Origin of the sequence: Mesorhizobium sp. C120A (genome assembly GCF_030323105.1) — a bacterium.
Classification (GTDB): Bacteria; Pseudomonadota; Alphaproteobacteria; order Rhizobiales; family Rhizobiaceae; genus Mesorhizobium.
Map to the genome: position 1 here is coordinate 5,020,792 of NZ_CP100476.1, position 19,445 is coordinate 5,040,236.

Sequence of the window (19,445 nt, forward strand, 5' to 3'; positions counted from 1 at the left end):
CTCACTCGTCCATGATGTGCTTGAGGCCGGCGCGGAAATAGTCGTAGCCGGTGTAGAGCGTGACGAGGGCTGCGATCCACAGCAGCACCAGTCCGGTCTGCGTGGTCAGCGGGAAGATCTTGTCGCCGGCAGGCCCAGCCAGCAGGAAGGCGATGGCGACCATCTGGATGGCGGTCTTCCATTTGGCGAGCTGCGTCACCGGCACCGAGACTTTCAATGCCGCCAAATATTCGCGCAGTCCCGAAACCAGGATTTCGCGGCACAGGATGATGATTGCCGCCCACAACGACCAGCCTGCGATGCCGGCATGGCGGTCGGTGTCGGCGGCGAGCAGCAGCAGGCAGGTGGCGACCAGCAGTTTATCGGCGATCGGATCCAGCATCTTGCCGATGTTGGACGTCTGCTGCCAGGCGCGCGCCAGATAGCCGTCGAGATAGTCGGTGATCGAAGCCAGCAGGAAGATGATCAACGCCGACCAGCGGGCGAAGTCGCTCGATTTCAGATGCCCCTCGAGAAAAAAGCACAGCACCACCAGCGGCACCGCGACGATGCGGGCATAGGTAAGCATGTTGGGCAGGTTGAACGCGCGCTTGGCCATATCTCAGGGACTCTTTCTGCCTGCGTACTCAAATCAGAACCGGATGTAGGGGGTCAACAGGCGAGATTCGATTGGCCAGACGAAAATAGCGCGCGATTGCCGGGATTCGAGTGGCCTGCGAGAAAAGAACGGCTGCTGCCATTTGATCGGGACAGCGGCGTCACCGGCGCTCAGCTCTCATGGAAATGATTGTAGACGAGCTTGGCGACCTGCTCTGAAATACCGTCGACCTTGACCAGATCCTCGACTGCCGCGCGGCTGACCGCCTTGGCAGTGCCGAAGGCCAGCAGCAGCGCGCGCTTGCGGCCGGGACCGATGCCGGCGATCTCGTCGAGCGGGCTCTTGACCAATTCCTTCTTGCGCCGCGCGCGGTGCGAACCGATGGCGAAGCGATGGACCTCGTCGCGCAGCCGCTGGACGAAATAGAGCACGGGATCCCGCACGGGGAGCGAAAACGAGTCCCTGCCTCTGACGAAAAAACGCTCGCGGCCGGCATCGCGGTCTTGGCCCTTGGCGATGCCGATGGCCGCCACGCGATCCTCGATGCCGAGGTCGGCGAGGATCTTGCGCACCGCGCTCATCTGGCCCTGGCCGCCATCGATCAGGATGACGTCCGGCCAGGCCGGGAAGCTGCCGGAGATGTCTTCCTCGATGTCGTCGCCTGCTCCACCGGCTGCCGCGTCGTCGGGAACGACATCGCCATGTTCCTTCAGCAGCCGCGAAAAGCGCCGTTCCATCACCTCGCGCATCATGCCGAAATCGTCACCGGGCGTGATCTCGGTCGAGCGGATGTTGAATTTGCGGTACTGGTTCTTCACAAACCCTTCCGGCCCGGCGACGACCATGGCGCCAACGGCGTTGGTGCCCATAATGTGCGAATTGTCGTAGACCTCGATGCGCACCGGCGGCTTCGGCAGGCCGAAGGTCTCGGCAAAGCCGGCGAGCAGCCGGCCTTGCGTGGAGGTTTCGGCCAGGCGGCGGCCGAGCGCCTCGCGGGCATTCTGCAGCGCGTTGTCGGTCAAATCCTTCTTCTCGCCGCGCTGCGGCACCGAGATCGACACTTTACGGCCGGCGCGGGTGGACAGCGCTTCGGCCAACAGTTCCTGATCCTGGACGCCTCGCGACAGAAGGATGTTCCGTGGCGTCGGCTTGTCGTCATAGAACTGCGCCAGGAACGAGCCCAGCACTTCCGCCCCCTCCAGTGCCGGATCGGCCTTGGGGAAATAGGCGCGGTTGCCCCAGTTCTGGCCGGTGCGGAAGAAAAACACCTGGATACAGACCTGGCCGCCCTCCTGATGGATGGCAAAGACATCGGCCTCGTCGACCGTGGCCGGGTTGATGCCCTGATGGCTCTGCACATGGGACAGTGCAGCCAACCGGTCGCGATAAATGGCGGCGCGCTCGAAATCGAGCTCCTGCGAGGCCTGCTGCATGGCGGCAGAGATTTCGGTCTTCACCTTCTGGCTGCGGCCCGACAGAAAATCCTTCGCCTCGCTGACCAGCTCGGCATAGTCGCTATGCGAGATCTCCCCGGTACATGGACCGGCACAGCGCTTGATCTGGTAGAGCAGGCACGGCCGGGTGCGGTTTTCGTAAAAGGAGTTGGTGCAGCTCCTGAGCAGGAAGGCGCGCTGCAGCGAATTGATGGTGCGCCCGACCGCGCCGGCCGACGCAAAAGGTCCGAAATAGTCGCCCTTGCGCGAGCGCGCACCGCGATGCTTGTAGATGCCGGGCGAGACGTGATCGCCGGTCAACAGGATGTAAGGGAACGACTTGTCGTCCCGCATCAGCACATTGAAACGCGGCCGCAAGCGCTTGATGAGATTGGCCTCGAGCAGCAGCGCTTCGATTTCGGTGCGGGTGACGACGAACTCCATCGTCGATGTCTCGCGCACCATGCGGCCGATGCGGGCGGTGTGGAACCGGCCTTGCGCGTAGTTGGTCACCCGCTTCTTCAGGCTGCGCGCCTTGCCGACATAAAGCACGTCGCCGGCAGCGTTCATCATGCGGTAGACGCCGGGCGCATTGGGCAGCCGCTTGACCAATGTCTGGATGACCTCCGCGCCGACCATGCCGTCGGCGTCGCCGGCATGCGGCGCCCAGTCTATCGCTGTGAAGGCGACATCGGGCCCGGTGGCCTCGGGCTCGACGATCTCCTCGACCGCTTCATCCTCAAGCTCGATGTCAGGCGGCATATCGTCGGCGGCGCCGGCGCGCGTCTTGTGTTTCTGGTCTGCGGGACTCATTCCACCATGCCTGTCACATCCGGCGTCTGCCATGCAAGATGCTGGCCGCCGTCGAGCGCGATCATCTGGCCGGTCACCGAGCGCGCCTCCCAGAGATAGCGGATGGTGGCGCCGAATTCGGCCAATTGCGGGCCGCGCTTCAGAATCAGGCCATCGACCTGCTTTTGGAAATCATCATCGTCCTGGCGCGCATTCTTCAGCGCCGGACCGGGACCGATGGCGTTGACGCGGATGCGCGGACCGAGCGCCTGTGCCAGCATTTCGGTCTGCGTCCACAGGGCCGACTTCGAGAGCGCATAGGAGAAATAGCGCGGCGTCGGCCGCCAGACGCGCTGGTCGATGATGTTGACGATCAGCCCCTCCTGCCCTTGCGGCAAGGCGCGGGCGAAGTTTTGCGCCAACAGCGCCGGCGTCTTCACATGGATGGCGAAGTGAAGGTCCCATGCCGCCCAGTCGAAGTCCTCGACGCTATCGTCGACGAACAGCGACGCATTGTTGACAAGAAGCGTGACCGGGCCGAGCGCTGCCGCGGCGCGGCCGACGAGATCGCCAACCGCATCCATGTCGGTCAGATCGGCGGCTACCACGCCGGCGCGGCCGCCTCCGTCCCTGATGCTCGCAGCCAGCGCGTCGGCCTCGGCGGTCGAGCGGTTGGCGTGGATGGCGACGGCAAAACCGTGCGCGGCCAGATCCTCGACGATCGCCTTGCCGATCCGCTTCGCCCCGCCCGTCACCAGCGCCGTTCCGGCGGCTTCGATCATCTGTCAATCCTCAATCTGCGCCTCAATTCGGCTAGCGGCACATTGTGACGCGTCCAGGGGTTAAATGCCGTTTCCACCTGGGGCAGGAATGTGGCGAAACGGCTTTTTCGCCGCCGGCACCGCCCCGGATTCGGGTCGGCAGGACCGCAATATAGGACGCTGAACCCGTTGCACCAAGCCGAGTGCAGTGCAGCATCGCCTGCGTACTGACATTTCGCTGTTGCGAAGATGCAACGTCAAGCTTCGGCCTCATTCGTGCCGGGGAATGACCCATTTTCAGGTTCGCTGCCGCCGCATTTTGACACGACATTCGGAACCGTTGAGTGCCAGATCCGTTTCACCCCCCGGACGGGTTGATGGCGCTCAGGACAAACAAGCCTACGTGTCTTGTGGCTTAAGGAGTAAACAACAATGCAAACCAATCTCAAATTCGCGCCGCTCGCGGTTGCGCTCGGGCTCTTCGCCCTCAGCGGTACCGCTTTTGCTGCCGATGTCGTCTCGGAAGAGCCCCCGGCGCCGGCCCCGATCGCCGAGCTCCCCGTCGCTTCCTGGGCCGGCCCGTATGCCGGTCTCAGCGCCGGCTACGGCTTCAGCGGTCATGCCAAAGTCCATGACGGCGGCCCGGACATCAAGACCAAGGGCTTTGTCGGCGGCGTTTTCGGCGGCTACCAGTGGCAGCAGGAAAACTTCGTGTACGGTGCTGAAGCCGATCTCGGCTACAATGGCGTCAAGGGTGACAGCGGCGGCGTCAATTCCAAGGGCGGCTTCGAAGGCTCGCTGCGCGCCCGTCTGGGTTACGCCGTGACCCCGGAAATCCTGCTCTACGGCACCGGCGGCGGCGCCCTGAAGAACCAGAAGGTCTCGGTCCCCGGCGACAGCGACAGCAACACCATGCTCGGCTGGACGGCCGGCGTCGGCACCGACATCAAGATCACCGACAATGTATTCGGCCGTGTCGAGTACCGCTACACCGACTTCGGTTCCAAGAGCTTCGACAGTGTCGGCACCAAGGTCAAAGAGAGCGACAACCGCGTCACCTTCGGCGTCGGTATGAAGTTCTAACTGTCGTTCAAGCCACGACACAAGAAAGCCGGGCCTCGCGCCCGGCTTTTTTTGTTTCGCCCGTCAGGCCGGCACAGCCACCTTCAGCCCCGGAAACTTCTCATCGAAACGCGCTGCCCAGCGGGTCAGGCGGCCGCGGCCCTTTTCCCATTTGCCGGCGAAGCGCAGAGAGAGGTAGCCGAGGCATGCACGCAACGCCAGCTGGCCAAGCGTGATCTTCTTCGGCAGCTTCGGCGGATTGGCGTTGAGGAAATCGAGTGCGGCGGTGATCTTGGTCCACTGGCGATCGAGCCAGGGTTGATAGACCATCTCCTCCAGACGCGTGCGCCGCTCATAGACCATCGACAGCGCGCAGTCGCATATGCCGTCGGCCAGCGCCTCCAGCACTTCGGCCTCGAGGCGCTTGTCGGCATTGCGCGGCAACAACAGGCTCTTCGAAGCGCGGTTGAGATGCTGAGTGATCGCGCGGCTGTCGTGGATCGAGCGGCCGTCGTCGAGCACCAGCACCGGAATCTTGCCGAGGGGATTGGCTGACATCAGTTCAGCAGGCTTGTCCTCGGTCTTGACCAGCACCAGCTCGACGGCAATGCCGGCATGGAGTGCTGCCATGCGCACCTTGGAACTGTAGGGGGATGAGGACGCGTAGAGCAGCTTCGGCATGATCGGTTCCCTGTTTTCGGACGGCCAGTGCATGTCGCTCAACAATGCGGCTCCGGTCTTGAGAACGACGCGCGTAAAACAAAGGTCTAGAGCGCGTCGCCTGAACCCCATCGGATGCGACCGCCTTAGTGTTGGCCGATCTTCCCTGAGGGAGCAACTGCCAGAAGGGCAAAACCAGGCGGCCAATCCGCCGACAATGAAATCGCCAATGCATGTCTCACAGAAGTGGCGTCAATTTCGAGAGAACGACATGCATCAAAACAAGACCTAAATCACCGCAAAAAAGCTCCCGGGAATCTGCCAATCGGCAAAGTTCCCGGGAGCTTTGAGATGGTCCGCTGTTACTTCTTCTTGGCGGCTGGCTTTTTGGCCGGTGCAGCCTTCTTCACAGCTGCCGTCGACTTGGCGGCGGCGGCCTTCATCGGAGCCTTGGCGGCGGGTTTTGCCGCTGCCTTGGCTGCCGGCTTCTTGGCGGCGGGCTTGGCTGCTGCCTTCGCAGCAGGCTTCGCCACAGCCTTGGCGGCCGGCTTCTTGGCGGCGGGTTTCGCTGCTGCCTTGGCGGCGGGTTTTGCTACTGCCTTAGCTGCCGGCTTTGCCGCTGCCTTGGCGGCCGGCTTTGCCGCTGCCTTCGGTGCTGCCTTCTTTACTGCTGCAGGTTTCGCGGCGGCTTTCGGTGCCGCTTTCTTTGCCGGCGCTTTCGCCGCCGGCGCCTTCGTCGTGGTCTTTGCCATGCGATGCCCCTTGCGTTTGTGCCGATGGCCGTGAGTGACCCGGCGAGCTAATGCATATCTGACTCGTGCGTATCTAGCCAGCGAAGCATTACATAGAATTTCGCAAATTAAGTTTCGGTTACGCTGAGAGCATTATCGCAATGATCGGCACAGAAATCGCCAAAGAATCTTCCCGCTTCGCAGCGAACTGTTGCGAGAGAAATCTCTGATATCGAGACTCACACGATCTTCTCGTCAAGCTCACATTCTCTTGCAACGCCGTCGATCTCACGCGGTCATCGGCGACCTATCGGATGGCAACAATCATCGCACCGCAGAGGCTGATCTTGCTTCATCCCCACGGTTGCAGGAACAGCACTAAACTAAACGCGAGCTTTTTACTCGTATATCGAAAGTGGTTGGATGGAAGCCAGGAAAGACAGTACTTGAAGGGACAGCCTGTTGTGTTGGACGTTTCCCAGACGAGAAGGGAGATCGCCAGCTTCGGCGCAAGAGATGCCCAACGGAAATGGGAAACGAAAGATCGGGGAATCCTCCTCCCGGGAAGCCGCGGTCCCTTGGAAGCCAACGGGTGCGGGCCCCTAAGCGCCAACCCGTTCGCGCACCTGCAGCCGGCGCGAAGGCTCGGCGTGGTGGAGGTGGACGGCAAACGTATCCCACGGCGGCGCAATGCCGATCTGCATCAGGATCCGCCCGATCTCGCCGCGGTGATAGCCGCCATGCGTGACGACATGTGTCAGCATTTCCTGGCGTGACATCATCGCCCTGTCGCCGTCGGTGAAGGTGAAAGGCACAGGCTCTGACATGAGCTTTGGCGAGACGGCTTCGATATAGTCGAGATACCAACGATCCACCGCAGCGACATCAGCGCTCAATTCATCGAGTGCCGGTGTGTCCTCGGTGTTGTCGGACGCATAGCCATGACGCGTGCCGGAAAGATGCGCGGCGAATATCTTCGATACGACAAGGTTGTGGTTGATGAGACGGGTCGCCGTGTGGCGCTGATCGATATGCTCCTGCTGGTCGAGGCCCGCAAGCTTCTCCAGCAATTCACCATTCGCCCAGGCTTGATAAACGAAGAGGCTGCGGAGCAAATCCAGCGCGTCCATGGTCTATATCCTTTGCAAAAAATGTGAGTATGTTATCTATATTCTTGGCTGCTGGAGCAGACATGTCTACTCGCATTGCAAAGCCGCGCTCACGCATGCGCAAGCAGCCGCGCCAGGCGCGTTCGAGAGCGACGGTCGAGGCGCTCATCGAAGCCGGTGCTCATGTTCTGAGCGCGCTCGGCTGGGCCGGCTTCACCACCAACAAGGTGGCCGATGCGGCCGGCGTCAGCATCGGCTCGCTCTATCAATATTTTCCCGACAAGCTGTCGCTGGTCGAAGCAATTCGCCGGCGACATTTCGATCAGGTGCTGTCGGTGATCGCCGAATCAACAGAAGGCGACAAGCCGCTCAAGCGATTCGCGCAGGAGCTGGTGCGCGGCATGATCGATGCGCACAGCATCCATCCGACGCTGCATCAGGTGCTGCTCGACGAGGCGCCGGGCGATCGCGGCTCACGCGCCGCCCATGCCTCGTTCCAATCGCGCTATCTCGATCACTACACGGCGGCGGTGGCGCAATATCGCAGGCGCAGAAAGGACAATGAGACCGTGGCCCGGGTGCTGTCCTCAGCGGTCGAGGGCGTCATCCACAATGCCGCGCGGCGAGACATGCTCGACGCGCCGGAGCTGCAGAAGCAGTTGGTCGAGCTGATCTGCGCTTACGTGTCTGGTGGGAAGGCGGTGTGAGGCAGCGGCAGCAGTTCGGAGATTGGCGAAACCGGAGCGACATCAGATCTCCCCCTTGCGGGAGATGGCAGGTTCAACGGCGGTTCTTATCCGACCTTAGCGCAGGACGCGGCAGCGGCCGTTGTAGACCATCCAGCGGTCGAAGCCCGAGACGCAGAATTCGACATTGTCGCCGATCGAGGCAAAACCCTGGCCTTCCTCGATCAAGTACCAGATGGTGCGGGCGCGGCCATCGGAAAGGCTGACGGTGGCGCCGCAATAGCGGCGGCCGATCGGCCATTCTTCGCTGGCCGGGAGATAGCGATGCTGGTGGATGCGCTGGAAATCTGTGATCGAAACATCCGGCAGATGCGGCACGTGATGCACCTGGTAGGAGAAGCGGCTGGAGATCTTGCTTAGCACCCAGGCCTCGCCGCAAACGCCGCTGTCCTCGTCGGAATAGACGGAAAGGTCGGCGGCCTGTGCTGGCTGGCCGAGGGGTGCGGCCAGCGGCGTGCAAAGCGAAATCAGGGCAGCAAGAGCGGATTTGGCAAAGCGAGTCATGGCAGCCTCTCAAAGGTCGACTGCGCCCACTTTGCGGATTCGGCGGCGCGCGGTCAAGCGGTCGCCCTGACGATGGTTTCCCGCTCCGCAACCGGTTTTGCCGGTGCGAAGCTGCGAAACCACGTCCTGACCTTCGAAAAAGCTCGCCTTGCCCATTAGGAAAAGCGGCCTGCCCATGGCCGGCGGGCCGCCGAAACCCGGTTCAGCCTTGCTTGGCGTCGCCCTGCGGTATGGCGGCCGGGTCCATCCACATCGCTTCCCAGACGTGGCCGTCAGGATCGGCCAGGCTGCGATTGTACATGAAGCCATAATCCTGCTGGGCGTTGATGTCGGCGGCGCCGCCATTTTTCGCCGCCGCCTCGTTCATCGCATCGACCGCCGCGCGGCTGTCGCAGGACACGGCAAGCATGACCTCGCTCGAGGTGGCCGGCGGGATGGGGCGATCGGTGAACTGACGCCATTTGGCGTGGGTGAGCAGCATGACGTTGATCGTTTCGCTCAGCACCATGCAGGCTGCGGTGTCGTCGGTGAAGTGCGGGTTGTTGTCGAAGCCGAGGGCTTTGTAGAAGGCCATCGACGCAGCGAGATCGGCGACGGGCAGGTTGACGAAGATCATGCGGGGCATAGGGTCTCCTTGACAGTACACACTTGAAACCGGACCGGCGTTTCGCCGGACCATCCTCCGATGCCTTCTCTCAACGCACCGGTTTTGCTTTGCCGCGCACCCTCTCGGTCTGCGCCTTCTGCATCGCTTCGACCTCTTGATAAGCCGAGCAAAAACTGCATCTCGGCCGCCGAGCAATGCGGCGCCCGCCTCGAGGATCGGATGGTAGCAGCGCCGGACGAGTTCCTCGGTCTTCTTGCCCGCCGCGACCATGACCTTGCGCCTGTCATCGGATCCGGCTGACGGCTGACGAAGCCGCGCTTTTCCAGCCGGTCGATCAACGTCGTGACCGCCGCCGGCGTGAGATTTGTCTCCCTCGCTACGAGGTTTGCCGGCCCCGCCGGCCGTGATTGATCGCACCGAGACAGCGGCGCTCGGCAGCGCTCAGCACATAGATTTCGGCGACGGTCCCATCGAACGTTTCGACGGCATCCTGCCAGCGCGACATCGCGAAGCCTATCGCGTTGACTAGTTCCTCTTCTGTCGATCTTGGCATTCGATTCGAAATCTAATAATTAGATATCTATCTATCTGATTCTGGGATTAGCGTCAACGCCGAGCCGATTAGATGTGCATCTCCATGGTTTCGGTTCGTTGAACACAGCTGAGCATTCGCGGATGGCGCCACCGTCAAAACCTCTAGCGACTTTGTGTCTTTGCCGCGGGCGTCGCCCGCTGCGAAGCGTCGCTACTCCCCGGCCAGCCATTCCAGCGACCAGTGCGCCGGCTTTTCGACCGCCAGCAATCTGTGCAGGACCGGCAGCACGATGCGCAGTTCGCGCTCCAGCGTGAAGGGCGGGTTGACCACCACCATGCCGCTGCCGTCGAGGCTTGGTTCACGCGATGCCGGCCGGATCTCGAACTCGATGTCGAGCAGTTTTGGGACGCCGGATTGCTTGAGCGCCTTGCGGAAGGCGATGATCGCTTTGCGATCCTTGATCGGATACCACAGCGCGTAGATGCCACCCGGCCAGCGCCTGTGCGCTTTCTGCATGCCGTCGACCAGGCGGTCGAATTCGCCGGCTTCCTCGAACGGCGGATCGATCAGCACCAGGCCGCGCTTTTCCTTTGGCGGCAGATGCGCGCCAAGCGCCAGCCAGCCGTCGAGTTCGATCACCCTTGTCTGGAAATCGCCGGCAAACAGCGTCTTCAGCCTGGCGGCATCTGCGCCGTGCAGTTCGATCGCCGACAACCGGTCCTGCTTTCGCATGAGGTGCCTGGCGATCAATGGCGAGCCCGGATATTTCTTCACCCCGCCATCGGGATTGAGCGAACGCACCGCTTCAAGATAGGGGGCAAGCAGCGCAGCCGCCGATTTTTCGATCGGGGCGTGGATGAGGCGGCCGATGCCGCCTTGCCATTCGCCGGTCTTTTGCGCTTCCGCCGACGAAAGATCGTAGCGGCCAATGCCGGCATGAGTGTCGACGACACGGAACGCCTTGTCCTTCTGCTTCAGATAGTCGAGCAGAAGGCTGAGCACGACATGCTTGACGACGTCGGCGAAATTGCCGGCGTGATAGGCGTGACGGTAGTTCATGCCGCGCTCATGTCGAGGAGCCTCTGCCCCAACGCGGCGGTGGCGGCTTCGAGTTCGGGTTCTCCGGCCGGCGACCGCCGAAAGCCAGAGTAAGCAGGAAGCCGATCAGGCCGACGGCCATCAGTCCATAGCCAACCGGCCGTGCGCGTTGATCGATCTCACCGGCGCCGGAGCGCAGTATCAGATCCACTGCGCGTATCGGGATATCGTCGGCGTCGCCCGGGCCGGCGGTGAAGAGATAGGCGCCGGGACTGACGGTTTCGATCACGCCGGCCTCGTCGCGAAAGATCTTGTCGGGCAGTTGCGGGCTGACCTGGCGCGGATTGTCGGCGTGGTTGAATTGCAGCGTCGAGGCAAGCACCGTGCGCCCGGCTGTGGCGGCAGTCAGCGTCAGCACGGTGCGCTGCTGCGAGACAATGCGCTCGGCCTTTGCCGTCAGGTCGACCAGCACTCTGACCGGCGCGTCGCCAGCTTTCAGCGTCACCGTCACAGGCCTAAACCGTCCTTGGTCGTAGACGCGCCAGGTGCCGATCTCGTGGCCGGAGAAATTGCTCATGGCCCAGGGATACACGAAGCCAATGGCGGCGCCGGCAAGCAGTATCAGGACAAACAGAAAGCGCATTGAGGAGATCCGGGTGTTCGACAGATTGCCAATAACGCCCTGAAGGCCAAAAAGCGATGGCTGACGCAGCGGAGCCACCTTTGTGGAGTCCGTTGGCGGCACGCAAGCCATGTGGCACTTATGGCGAATGAAGCCTTCCGCAGAAGCATTGACTCGTCTTTTCCAACCGATGCCGGTGGCTCATGCCCAATAGCACCGTGCTGATCACCGGTGCCCGCGCGCCGGTGGCGCTGCACCTGGCGCGGCTGCTGCATGGCGCCGGTTGCCGGGTGATCCTGGCCGACAGCCCGGCCCGGCCGATCGCCGCAGCGAGCACGGCCTGCGCCGCCTACAATCGCCTGCCGCCGCCGCGCTTTGCCGCCGACGCCTATGCCAAGGCGGTGGAAGCGCTTGTCCGCGCGGAAGGCATCGAACTCGTTATCCCGACCTGCGAGGAAGTCTTTTATCTCGGTCGTCTCTGGCAGCACCGCGCCATGCCGGCCCGCCTCTTCGCACCCGAGATGGCGATGCTCGCCCGCGTTCACGACAAGCATGCCTTCATCCGGCTGGCGCAGAGCCTTGGGCTCGACGTGCCGGAAACGATACTGCTGCAAAGCGAGGCCGATCTCGACGGCGTTCGTGGCCAATCGCGCGAATTGGTGTTCAAACCTGTGTGGTCACGTTTTGCCCGTGACGTACTGCTGCGGCCATCGCCGGACGAACTCGACGCCGTCCGCCCCTCGCCCGCCGCTCCTTGGGTGGCGCAGCGCTACGTCGCCGGTGAAGAGATCAGCGCCTATGCGGTGGCGATCGAGGGTGAACTCAAAGCGCTGGCGCTCTACCGTTCGCTCTATCGCGCCGGCAAGGGCGCCGGCATCTGTTTCGAGCCGGTCGAGGATATCGCGGCGCGGCGCTTCGTCGAAACCTTCGTCGCCGGCGCCGGCTGGACCGGCCAGATATCCTTCGACCTGATGCGCGAGAACAACGGCAGGGTGCTGCCACTGGAGTGCAATCCGCGCGCCGTGAGCGGCCTGCACTTCTTTCGCGATCCGCGGCGCTTCGCCGACGCGGTTCTGGAGGATGGCGCCGAGGTGAAGCCCGACGTGACGGCGCCGCAGACGGTGAGGCTTGCGATGTGGATCTACGGGATGCCGGCGGCACTGCGCTCCGGTGGTCTCGGCAGCTTTCGCCAGGCGATGCACGATGCCGATGAGCTGCTCGACTGGCCGGGCGACCCCGCGCCGAAGCGGGCGCAGTGGCGCACGCTGGCCGAGATCGCCGGCACAGCACTGCGCCAGCGCATCAGCCTTCAGGCTGCGTCGACGCGCGATATCGAGTGGAATGGGCCGGAGCAGGACTAGTCGAGTTGAAGCGGAACTTCCCGTTTTCAGCTGAGTGCGTAAGTCCTGCTAAGGTTGCCTAAACGGGATTAACTGGCTTTGCGGATAATTGCAGGCCAAGCGCCTTGGTTACGCCCAGCAATGTACTGAGGCGCGGATCGCCCTTTTCGCTCAGCGCCTTGTAGAGTGCCTCTCGGGTCACGCCGGCGTCCTTCGCTATGCTTGTCATGCCGCGGGCGCGCGCGACAATGCCGAGGGCGTGCGCAATATAAGTCGCGTCCCCGGTCTCGAACGCATCAGCGAGCAGTTCGGCTTGAGACTCAGCATCATCAAGATATTCGGCGGCGTCGAATGGTGTGGTTCTGAGGGTCATATCAAACTTCCTTTGCCATTTTCCTGGCTTTCCGATGTCCCTGTCCTGCGAGCCTTTGTCACCGCCGCAGAGCAGGATAATGACCGTGTTGCCGCGCCGGACGAAGTACACGCGGTATCCCGGACCGTAATCTACGCGCAATTCTCCTATGCCATCGAAGAACTTGGCGTCTCCCGCCAGCCCAGCCTGAACGCGGACAATCCGTTGGGTGATCTTCTTTACGGCGCGAATGTCCGTGAGCCCTCTGAGCCATTTTCGGAATTCGTCAGTGGATCGAACTTCGATCATCCGTGAACTATAATTTACAGCAGAACTGGAATCAAGTGCCGTGAACTTTAGATTACAACTCGATTTGGTGCACCCGCGGCTCTGCCGCCGCCGGTGGCATCTTGCCGTCGATGATCGCCGCTATGTCGCGGCGCAGGAAATCCAGCGGGCCGATCGCCGGCTGAACCTGCGGCGATATACGGGCGTTGTCGCTGGCCGATTTCAGCACACGGCGATCCTGCTGCAGGGCAAAGGCAAAGAGCGGCCGGAAAGCAAGCGCCTTGAGTTCGCCGAACAGGCCCTGTCGCGGGCCGATCAGCCAGCCGACGCCTTCGACGGTCCGTTCGTCCGCCTGACGCAAATGGAAAGTGGTCGCCAGCGCCAAGCCGCCCTTGCCCCAATATTCGAGTTCGACGATGCCGGGATGGCGGTAGCGGCCGATGGTCATGGCGCGCTCGCCTTCCAGCAGCCGGCTGACCAGCCCCTGTTGGCGGTCCTCGCCGGTGTAGCAGCTTTCGACCCAGCCCTTGCCGCCGGTCACCTCGACGCGCACGAGATGGCGCTTTGCGGTCAGGCCGCGCAGCACACCCTTGTGGGTGAAGTGGGTGTGAGTGGCGTCGAGAATGTTCTCGGCGGCGTCGAGCACCGTCGATCGCGCCGAGCTTCGCACCCGCTTCACGACGACATCCTTGCCTTGCATGCAATGGAGATAGGGCTCGCCCTCAGGCGTGCCTGCCGAGACGAAGACGACGCCGTCGCGCTCGATCGCGCTGTAGCGGCGGATACGGTAATGCGGGACGTCGCCGACATGGCCGGGAATGGCGGTGCAGCGCCCTTCCCCATTGTAGCGCCAGCCATGATAGGGACATTCGATCTCGCCACCGACGACCTTGCCGGTCGAGAGTTCGACCAGGCGGTGAGCGCAGCGGTCGAAGAGGGCGGCAATGCCTTTCGCCGAGCGGAACAGCACCAGTGGCGCGCCGTCGAACAGGATGCGCTTCGGCTTGGCTTTGATGTCGGCAGACCGCATCACCGCCTGCCAATAGTCTTTGTCTTTCTGCTGCCGGGTGTCGCTCAAAGTTCAAATCTCCTGAGCAGGGGAATGCCGATCTTCGCGAGCACAAATTCCATGATCCGCACCGCCATGCGTTGGCGGCGCGGCAGATGGGCAGCATAGACGGCGTTGTATTCCACCGTGGCCACGGCGCCGCGCAAGCGTTTGAAGGCGGCGGCACCGGCGCTCATGTTGAAGAACAGGCCGTGCGCCATCGCATGATCCTGCGCCAGCGCCATCATCATGCGGTAAAGGCCTTCGCTCACCGGGAGGCCGGTGTCGTAGCCGACGATGGGCTGCGTCAGTGTCCTGCCGTTCTGAGACAAAGCGGCGACGGCGACCAGTTCACCGCCGGGACGACGCAGGCCTGCCAGTTGCAGGATGCCGCGACGGTGCGTCTCGCCGATATAGCGGGCCGTGTAGTGCGGGTTGAGCGGCGTGTATTTGTCGAGATAGAGCATCCGGTAGAGCGCTTCGGCGCGCGCATAGTCGGCCTCGGTGAAGTCGCCATTGCCGACCTGCTCGAAAGGCGTCGTGGGCAGCCGCTTGCGGTCGCGCTTCATGTCGTTGGTCATGGCCGAACCGTCGCCTGCGAAGATGTAGATCTGCCGCGCCGCCAGCATTCGAAAACCCTCCGCCTTCAGCGCTGCAATTGTCGAGGGATCGGCGATCTCGTTCAGGGAGCGGATGAGAACAGCGCGATCGGGAAAACGCGCGGTGAGATCGTCGCGCATCGCCGCGACCGCGTTGCGATCGAGCAGCGGCACCGGATTGGTCGAATAGAGCCAGTTGTTGACCTGAACCTGATGGTCAAGGCCGCTCATCCTGACCAGCGGCGCGCACAGGCCAATCAACATGCGGATCGCTCTTTGCAGCATGGGCGACGAGACGAAATTGCGGGTCTCGTCGATGGCGTAGTCGATATAGGCGCTGGACGGGCAGCAGATATAGCAGTTCGGCGCCTCGCTTCTGTCGTTCAGCGTCAGTGGAAAGAAGCGGCCAGCGATCTCGAAGGCCTCGACGGCGACCGTCAGATTTCGCACGAGGTCGCGCACCGGCACCTCGTTAAAAAGCTGAACGAAGGCTTCGACCTCACGCGGGTTGTTTTCTACCCGGTTCGTCTGATCGAGTGGCAACATAGCGAGCCGGTTCATGATGCCGCTCCCAGGTGGCATTCGACCCGACGCAGTTTGCGGCCGGTCTCCAACGGCAGGTCCCTGCGAACAAGGCTGACCGAAGCTGTCGCCTGGCGCGCCGCCAGCAAATTGCGCACGGCCTGATGGGCGGCGGTGGCGGCTTCGTCGGCAAGCCCGGGGGCCAGGCTGAGTTCGATTGCATCTTCAGCGGTCTGGACCAGGCGGAAATCGTCGATGCGCCGGTCGGCCTTGAGCACCGCATTGCGTAGTATGTCGGGCGTGACGAGGAGCTGCCCGTGCGGCGAGGCGAGCCGGAAAGCGTCGTCCATTCGGCCGACGATCTCGTCCAGCGTGCGCAGCGGCGAGCCGCAGCGGCATGGCTTTTCGGACAGCCGCAGCAGATCGTTCATCCGGTAGCGCGCCATGATCTGGGTCCGGCGGCGAAAGGCGGTGATCAGCGGCATGACCAGGCCGTCGCCGGCCGGTTCGAACTCGAAGAACACCGAATCCTCGGCCAGATGCAGCCCGCCCTGGCGGCAGGTGACGGCGAACAGCCCTTCCGTCGCCATGTAGATCTGGTCGAGCTGACGACCAAAGAATGCCTGGATGACCGGCCGGTCAACCGGGTCGAGCGTTTCGGCGGCGCTGAAGACACGCTGCGGCTTGAGCCTAAAGCCCTCGGCCGCGAAGTGCCGCAGCATCTTCGGCGGCGCGATGATCACCGTCGGCGCGAAACCTTCGAGGGCGGCGCGCCAGCTCTCCGGACCGCGCGTCAGATCGAAGAAGCGCAGGTCGATACGCCGCGATTTGCGCGCGCTGTCGTAGAGCCCGGTGTTTTGCGGCAGGATCACCGCCACGCGCTGCCGGCGCCAGACGAGATCGGGCACGGCCTTGGCCAGGATCGTGCCCAGCCAGCGGTATTTTTCCGCCTCGGAAATGACGAACAGACCGCGATTGCCCGACGTGCCGGTGCTGGAGCCGACAGTCAGCTCGCCAATGTGGCCATCGCCGGCCTGCGCCTTCCAGGCCTCGGCGGCCGAGACGCCGCGGATGTTGAAGCGCTCGAAATTGCCCATCACCGTCGCCTTGTCGGTCACCGGCAGGTCGCCGAGAAGACGCGGCGCCTTGCCGTAGAACGGCGCGCGCGGCAGGTCGCGGTCGAGAAAGCGGCGCAAGGCTTGCGCCTGCCAGCGCTCGAAACTCTCGCGGCTTTTGCGCGAAACCCATTGCGTCAGCGCAAACGAGCGGATCGCTTCGGCCGGCCCGTTCACGCGCTCTCTCCGGCCACATCGTAGGCCGTCACCGCCGGATCATGACAAAGAACAACCTCGCCGCCGGTCGCCAGAAACCGACGCAACATTACGCTGGTCGGCTCGATCGCGGCGGCATCCTCGGCCAGCAGGGTTGCAGGCAGACCGGGAGTTCGGTTTTCGACAAGGGCCGCGATCAACCATTGCGCGTCGACAGCATAGAGCAGCGGCCGCTCCTGATTTGGGAACAAAAGGCCGAACTGGCCATCGGCATGGCCGGGCAGACCGACGGCGACGACGCTGCCATCGCCGAACAGATCGGCGCCGCCCGGTACGCCGCCACGCGACTCGACCTGCCGCTTCGACGATAGCCCGTCGAGTCGGGCCTCGAAGTCAGACGGGAACAGTTCCTTGAAGACGCCATGGCGCAGATTCTGCAGGGACGTCTTGGCCTTCGCCCGCGCCCACGCGGTGTCATTGGCGATAAGCCGAGCGTTGGGAAACAGCGACAGGCCCGACATGTGGTCGGCATGGAAATGCGTGACAATGACGGTGCGCACGTCCGGCGGCGAGAGGCCGAAGCGCGCCAGTACCGCGAGCGGCTGCTCGGCTTCGTTGAGCTGGGGCCGGAGGATCGCACTGTAAAGACGCAACGCCGTGCTGCGCTCGCTGCCTTGTGTCACATGCGGCGTGTAGCCGGTATCGACCAGTACGGGGCCGGCCTGCGGATGCATGATCAGGCCGTAGCGGACACGTAGCCTGACCTTCGCCCAGCTGCCGCCGCGCAGGATCAGGCGCTCGGCTGCGCTGACAGAGGCGCTGTTGGGGAAGACGATCTTCACGCAGCCTCCCTGCTTTCCGTCGCCTTGCCGAATGTGCGATCGAGCCCTTCCTCGAACGACACTTTCGGCGCCCAGCCGAGGATGCGGCCTGCCTTGGAAAGATCAAGGCTCTGCGCATAGGCGAACAGGCCAAGACCGTAGCGCGTCACCGGCGGTTCCGGGCGGCCGGGCAATATGTTCGCTACCGTCTCCGCTATCCCGGCCGCCAGCATGGCGGGCCAGAGCGGCATTCTGCGCCAGCGCGGCTGCACGCCGGCGCGGGCGCAGGCCGCCTCGGCAATGCGGCGGACCGGCACCACTTCGCCGCCGGAGATGTTGAATATCTGTCCCTCGGCAGCGCTCCCGGCGGACAGCGCGGCAAAGACCGCATCGACGACATCCTCTATATAAGTGAGATCGATGCGCGCCCTGCCGTCGCGAAACAGCGGCAGCGGGCGCTGCCGTGCCACCTGCAGCAGACGCGGCAGCAGCGTGCGATCGCCGGGACCGTAGAGGCCGCGCGGCCGCAGCACCACCGGGCTGATCTCAGGCGCCGCCAGCACGATCTCCTCGGCCTGCCGCTTGGTGCGGGCATAGTGGTTGACCGGAGGGGGCAAGGCCGCATTCTCGGAAACTCCGAGCTGGTCGCGATAGGCGAAACAGACCGTCGGGCTGGAGATATGGACGAAGCGGCGCACGCCTTGCCCGCGCGCGAAATCGCTGAGGTTGCGGGTAGCTGTGACATTTGCCGTCTGGAAATCCGCCAACCTGCCGAAGGGCGCGGAAAGTGCCGCGCAGTGGATGATCGCATCGACGCCGTCGAGAGCGCGCGCGGCAGCTGCATCGAATGGTTGAGACAAATCCAGCCGAACGACCCGATGACCAGCGGCTTCGAGCGCGGCGCAGCGTTTGGCGTCCCTGCCAAGACCCAGCGCCGGTGTGCCCACTGCCGCCAGCCGCGCCATGATATGCGCGCCGAGGAAGCCGCTGGCGCCGGTGACGAGGACGCGTCCCACGGTCATGCTTCCAGCGCCATGCCGCCGAACGACACGCCGGCCGAGGTGCCGAGGAACAGCACCTTGGCGCCCGGCCCAATGCGTTGTTCGCGGCGTGCGACATCGAGCGCAAACGGGATGGAAGCGGCGATCTGATTGCCGTAGCGCGCCGCGATGTCGACGAGCTTTTCCCTGGCGAAGCCGGTCTGGCGCGCCATGTGGGCGAGCGCCAAAGGGCTCGCCTGATGCGGCACGACGAGGTCGACATCGTCGTGCCGCCAGCCGGCGCGATCGAGCAACTCCGCTACAAAGCCGTTGAAATGGCGTGACGTGACGCGAAACAGTTCCTTACCCTCCATGTGGAACAGGCTGTGGCGGGCGAATTCCTCAGGCTCACGATGAAAGTCGAACCGGGTGCCGCCGGAGCCGATGCTGCAGGCCTCATAGGCGGAAGGGTAGGTGCGCATCAGGTTGGCCGCGACTCGACCCTCGGCAGGGGCTGCCTGTTGCAGCACGGCGGCCGCCGCGCCATCGCCGAAGAGGGCCGCAATTTCCGGCTGGTCCTGCCACGGCAGCGCGCGCGAGGCGATTTCAGACGAGAACACCAGCGCCGTCCGGCATTGCCCGGCCTCGATCAGGCGCGACGCGGTCTCGAAGGCTGTGAGGAAGCCCAGGCAGGTGCTGTTGACGTCGAAAGCGGCCGCCGACCCATCGGCAAGGCCGAGGCGCTGCATGACCAGCGGCGCCGTCGACGGCAACGGCTGGTAAGGCACGCCGCAACCGCCGATGACCAGATCGACACTGCCTGCCTCAAGTTCGGCATCGGCAAGCGCCAGACGGGCTGCGGCACAAGCAAGGTCGACCTGCGATTCGGCGTCGCAGACATAGCGTTCGATGACGCCGGTCGCGGCCTCGAAATGTCCATCGCCAAACCCCAGCCGCGCATCGAGGGCGCGCGACGTCACGCATCGAGCCGGCACGGCCCGCCCGGTTCCGATGATCCTGATCCGC

21 protein-coding genes are annotated in these 19,445 nt (G+C 63.5%); 3 read left to right on the forward strand and 18 right to left on the reverse strand.

The window, feature by feature from the left end:
• Position 1: 1 nt before the first annotated feature.
• From pgsA to NL532_RS24685, 3 genes are all read right to left on the reverse strand, one after another.
• Positions 2 to 598, reverse strand: a complete 597-nt coding sequence (pgsA, locus tag NL532_RS24675) for a CDP-diacylglycerol--glycerol-3-phosphate 3-phosphatidyltransferase (protein ID WP_023673449.1) — start codon at positions 596 to 598, stop codon at positions 2 to 4.
• Between the two features lie 170 nt (positions 599 to 768).
• Complete coding sequence (gene uvrC, locus NL532_RS24680; RefSeq protein ID WP_023689090.1) at positions 769 to 2,844, reverse strand: excinuclease ABC subunit UvrC; 2,076 nt, start codon at positions 2,842 to 2,844, stop codon at positions 769 to 771.
• On the reverse strand, positions 2,841 to 3,605 hold the full coding sequence (locus NL532_RS24685; RefSeq protein WP_023684725.1) for an SDR family oxidoreductase: 765 nt from the start codon (positions 3,603 to 3,605) through the stop codon (positions 2,841 to 2,843). Before NL532_RS24685 ends, uvrC begins: the two co-directional genes overlap by 4 nt.
• A 411-nt stretch (positions 3,606 to 4,016) precedes the next feature.
• Here NL532_RS24685 and NL532_RS24690 point away from each other — a divergent pair, with 411 nt between their 5' ends.
• Positions 4,017 to 4,667 (forward strand): outer membrane protein, encoded by a 651-nt coding sequence (locus tag NL532_RS24690; RefSeq protein WP_023684724.1) that lies wholly within the window; start codon positions 4,017 to 4,019, stop codon positions 4,665 to 4,667.
• A 63-nt stretch (positions 4,668 to 4,730) separates the two neighbouring features.
• Here NL532_RS24690 and NL532_RS24695 read toward each other — a convergent pair whose 3' ends face one another.
• The 3 genes from NL532_RS24695 to NL532_RS24705 form a co-directional block, all read right to left on the reverse strand.
• Positions 4,731 to 5,327: a glutathione S-transferase family protein gene (locus tag NL532_RS24695; RefSeq protein ID WP_023829023.1), complete on the reverse strand. Its 597-nt coding sequence runs from the start codon at positions 5,325 to 5,327 to the stop codon at positions 4,731 to 4,733.
• A gap of 341 nt (positions 5,328 to 5,668) precedes the next feature.
• Positions 5,669 to 6,058, reverse strand: a complete 390-nt coding sequence (locus tag NL532_RS24700; RefSeq protein ID WP_023673454.1) for a hypothetical protein — start codon at positions 6,056 to 6,058, stop codon at positions 5,669 to 5,671.
• A gap of 581 nt (positions 6,059 to 6,639) precedes the next feature.
• Positions 6,640 to 7,167: a DinB family protein gene (locus NL532_RS24705; RefSeq protein WP_023829024.1), complete on the reverse strand. Its 528-nt coding sequence runs from the start codon at positions 7,165 to 7,167 to the stop codon at positions 6,640 to 6,642.
• 62 nt (positions 7,168 to 7,229) lie between these two features.
• Between NL532_RS24705 and NL532_RS24710 the strand changes: the two genes are divergently transcribed.
• Entirely contained in the window at positions 7,230 to 7,853 is a 624-nt protein-coding gene (locus NL532_RS24710; RefSeq protein WP_031203075.1) for a TetR family transcriptional regulator, read from the forward strand.
• A gap of 96 nt (positions 7,854 to 7,949) precedes the next feature.
• Here NL532_RS24710 and NL532_RS24715 read toward each other — a convergent pair whose 3' ends face one another.
• The 5 genes from NL532_RS24715 to NL532_RS24735 form a co-directional block, all read right to left on the reverse strand.
• A complete protein-coding gene (locus NL532_RS24715) occupies positions 7,950 to 8,396 on the reverse strand; it encodes a hypothetical protein (RefSeq protein WP_023673457.1) in 447 nt (148 codons plus the stop codon).
• A gap of 202 nt (positions 8,397 to 8,598) precedes the next feature.
• Positions 8,599 to 9,021 carry a VOC family protein gene (locus NL532_RS24720; RefSeq protein WP_023684718.1) on the reverse strand — a complete coding sequence of 141 codons (423 nt, stop codon included), beginning with the start codon at positions 9,019 to 9,021 and terminating at the stop codon, positions 8,599 to 8,601.
• Positions 9,009 to 9,548 carry a MarR family transcriptional regulator gene (locus tag NL532_RS32435; RefSeq protein ID WP_081730971.1) on the reverse strand — a complete coding sequence of 180 codons (540 nt, stop codon included), beginning with the start codon at positions 9,546 to 9,548 and terminating at the stop codon, positions 9,009 to 9,011. The genes NL532_RS24720 and NL532_RS32435 overlap by 13 nt, the downstream gene beginning before the upstream one ends.
• 200 nt (positions 9,549 to 9,748) lie before the next feature.
• Positions 9,749 to 10,597: a 23S rRNA (adenine(2030)-N(6))-methyltransferase RlmJ gene (locus NL532_RS24730; RefSeq protein ID WP_023684716.1), complete on the reverse strand. Its 849-nt coding sequence runs from the start codon at positions 10,595 to 10,597 to the stop codon at positions 9,749 to 9,751.
• 7 nt (positions 10,598 to 10,604) lie between these two features.
• Positions 10,605 to 11,219, reverse strand: a complete 615-nt coding sequence (locus NL532_RS24735) for a hypothetical protein (RefSeq protein ID WP_023684715.1) — start codon at positions 11,217 to 11,219, stop codon at positions 10,605 to 10,607.
• Positions 11,220 to 11,401: 182 nt separating this feature from the next.
• On the opposite strand from NL532_RS24735, the gene NL532_RS24740 reads away from it, so the two are divergent.
• The gene (locus NL532_RS24740; protein ID WP_031203077.1) at positions 11,402 to 12,559 is read left to right on the forward strand and encodes an ATP-grasp domain-containing protein; all 1,158 of its coding nucleotides are present in this window, start codon (positions 11,402 to 11,404) and stop codon (positions 12,557 to 12,559) included.
• A gap of 58 nt (positions 12,560 to 12,617) precedes the next feature.
• Here the strand turns inward: NL532_RS24740 and NL532_RS32270 are convergent, their stop codons facing one another.
• The 7 genes from NL532_RS32270 to NL532_RS24780 are packed head-to-tail and all read right to left on the reverse strand — an operon-like array spanning position 12,618 to position 19,399.
• On the reverse strand, positions 12,618 to 13,199 hold the full coding sequence (locus tag NL532_RS32270) for an addiction module antidote protein (RefSeq protein ID WP_196813849.1): 582 nt from the start codon (positions 13,197 to 13,199) through the stop codon (positions 12,618 to 12,620).
• Positions 13,200 to 13,251: 52 nt separating this feature from the next.
• Complete coding sequence (locus tag NL532_RS24755) at positions 13,252 to 14,256, reverse strand: Rieske 2Fe-2S domain-containing protein (protein ID WP_023829027.1); 1,005 nt, start codon at positions 14,254 to 14,256, stop codon at positions 13,252 to 13,254.
• Positions 14,253 to 15,386, reverse strand: a complete 1,134-nt coding sequence (locus NL532_RS24760; protein WP_023829028.1) for a GNAT family N-acetyltransferase — start codon at positions 15,384 to 15,386, stop codon at positions 14,253 to 14,255. Before NL532_RS24760 ends, NL532_RS24755 begins: the two co-directional genes overlap by 4 nt.
• Positions 15,383 to 16,639 carry a F390 synthetase-related protein gene (locus tag NL532_RS24765; RefSeq protein WP_023829029.1) on the reverse strand — a complete coding sequence of 419 codons (1,257 nt, stop codon included), beginning with the start codon at positions 16,637 to 16,639 and terminating at the stop codon, positions 15,383 to 15,385. The genes NL532_RS24760 and NL532_RS24765 overlap by 4 nt, the downstream gene beginning before the upstream one ends.
• Entirely contained in the window at positions 16,636 to 17,460 is an 825-nt protein-coding gene (locus NL532_RS24770) for an MBL fold metallo-hydrolase (RefSeq protein WP_023829030.1), read from the reverse strand. Before NL532_RS24770 ends, NL532_RS24765 begins: the two co-directional genes overlap by 4 nt.
• On the reverse strand, positions 17,457 to 18,461 hold the full coding sequence (locus tag NL532_RS24775; RefSeq protein WP_031203082.1) for an NAD-dependent epimerase/dehydratase family protein: 1,005 nt from the start codon (positions 18,459 to 18,461) through the stop codon (positions 17,457 to 17,459). Before NL532_RS24775 ends, NL532_RS24770 begins: the two co-directional genes overlap by 4 nt.
• Positions 18,458 to 19,399, reverse strand: coding sequence for a 3-oxoacyl-[acyl-carrier-protein] synthase III C-terminal domain-containing protein (locus NL532_RS24780; RefSeq protein WP_245261185.1), 942 nt, complete (start codon positions 19,397 to 19,399; stop codon positions 18,458 to 18,460). Before NL532_RS24780 ends, NL532_RS24775 begins: the two co-directional genes overlap by 4 nt.
• Between the last annotated feature and the right edge of the window lie 46 nt (positions 19,400 to 19,445).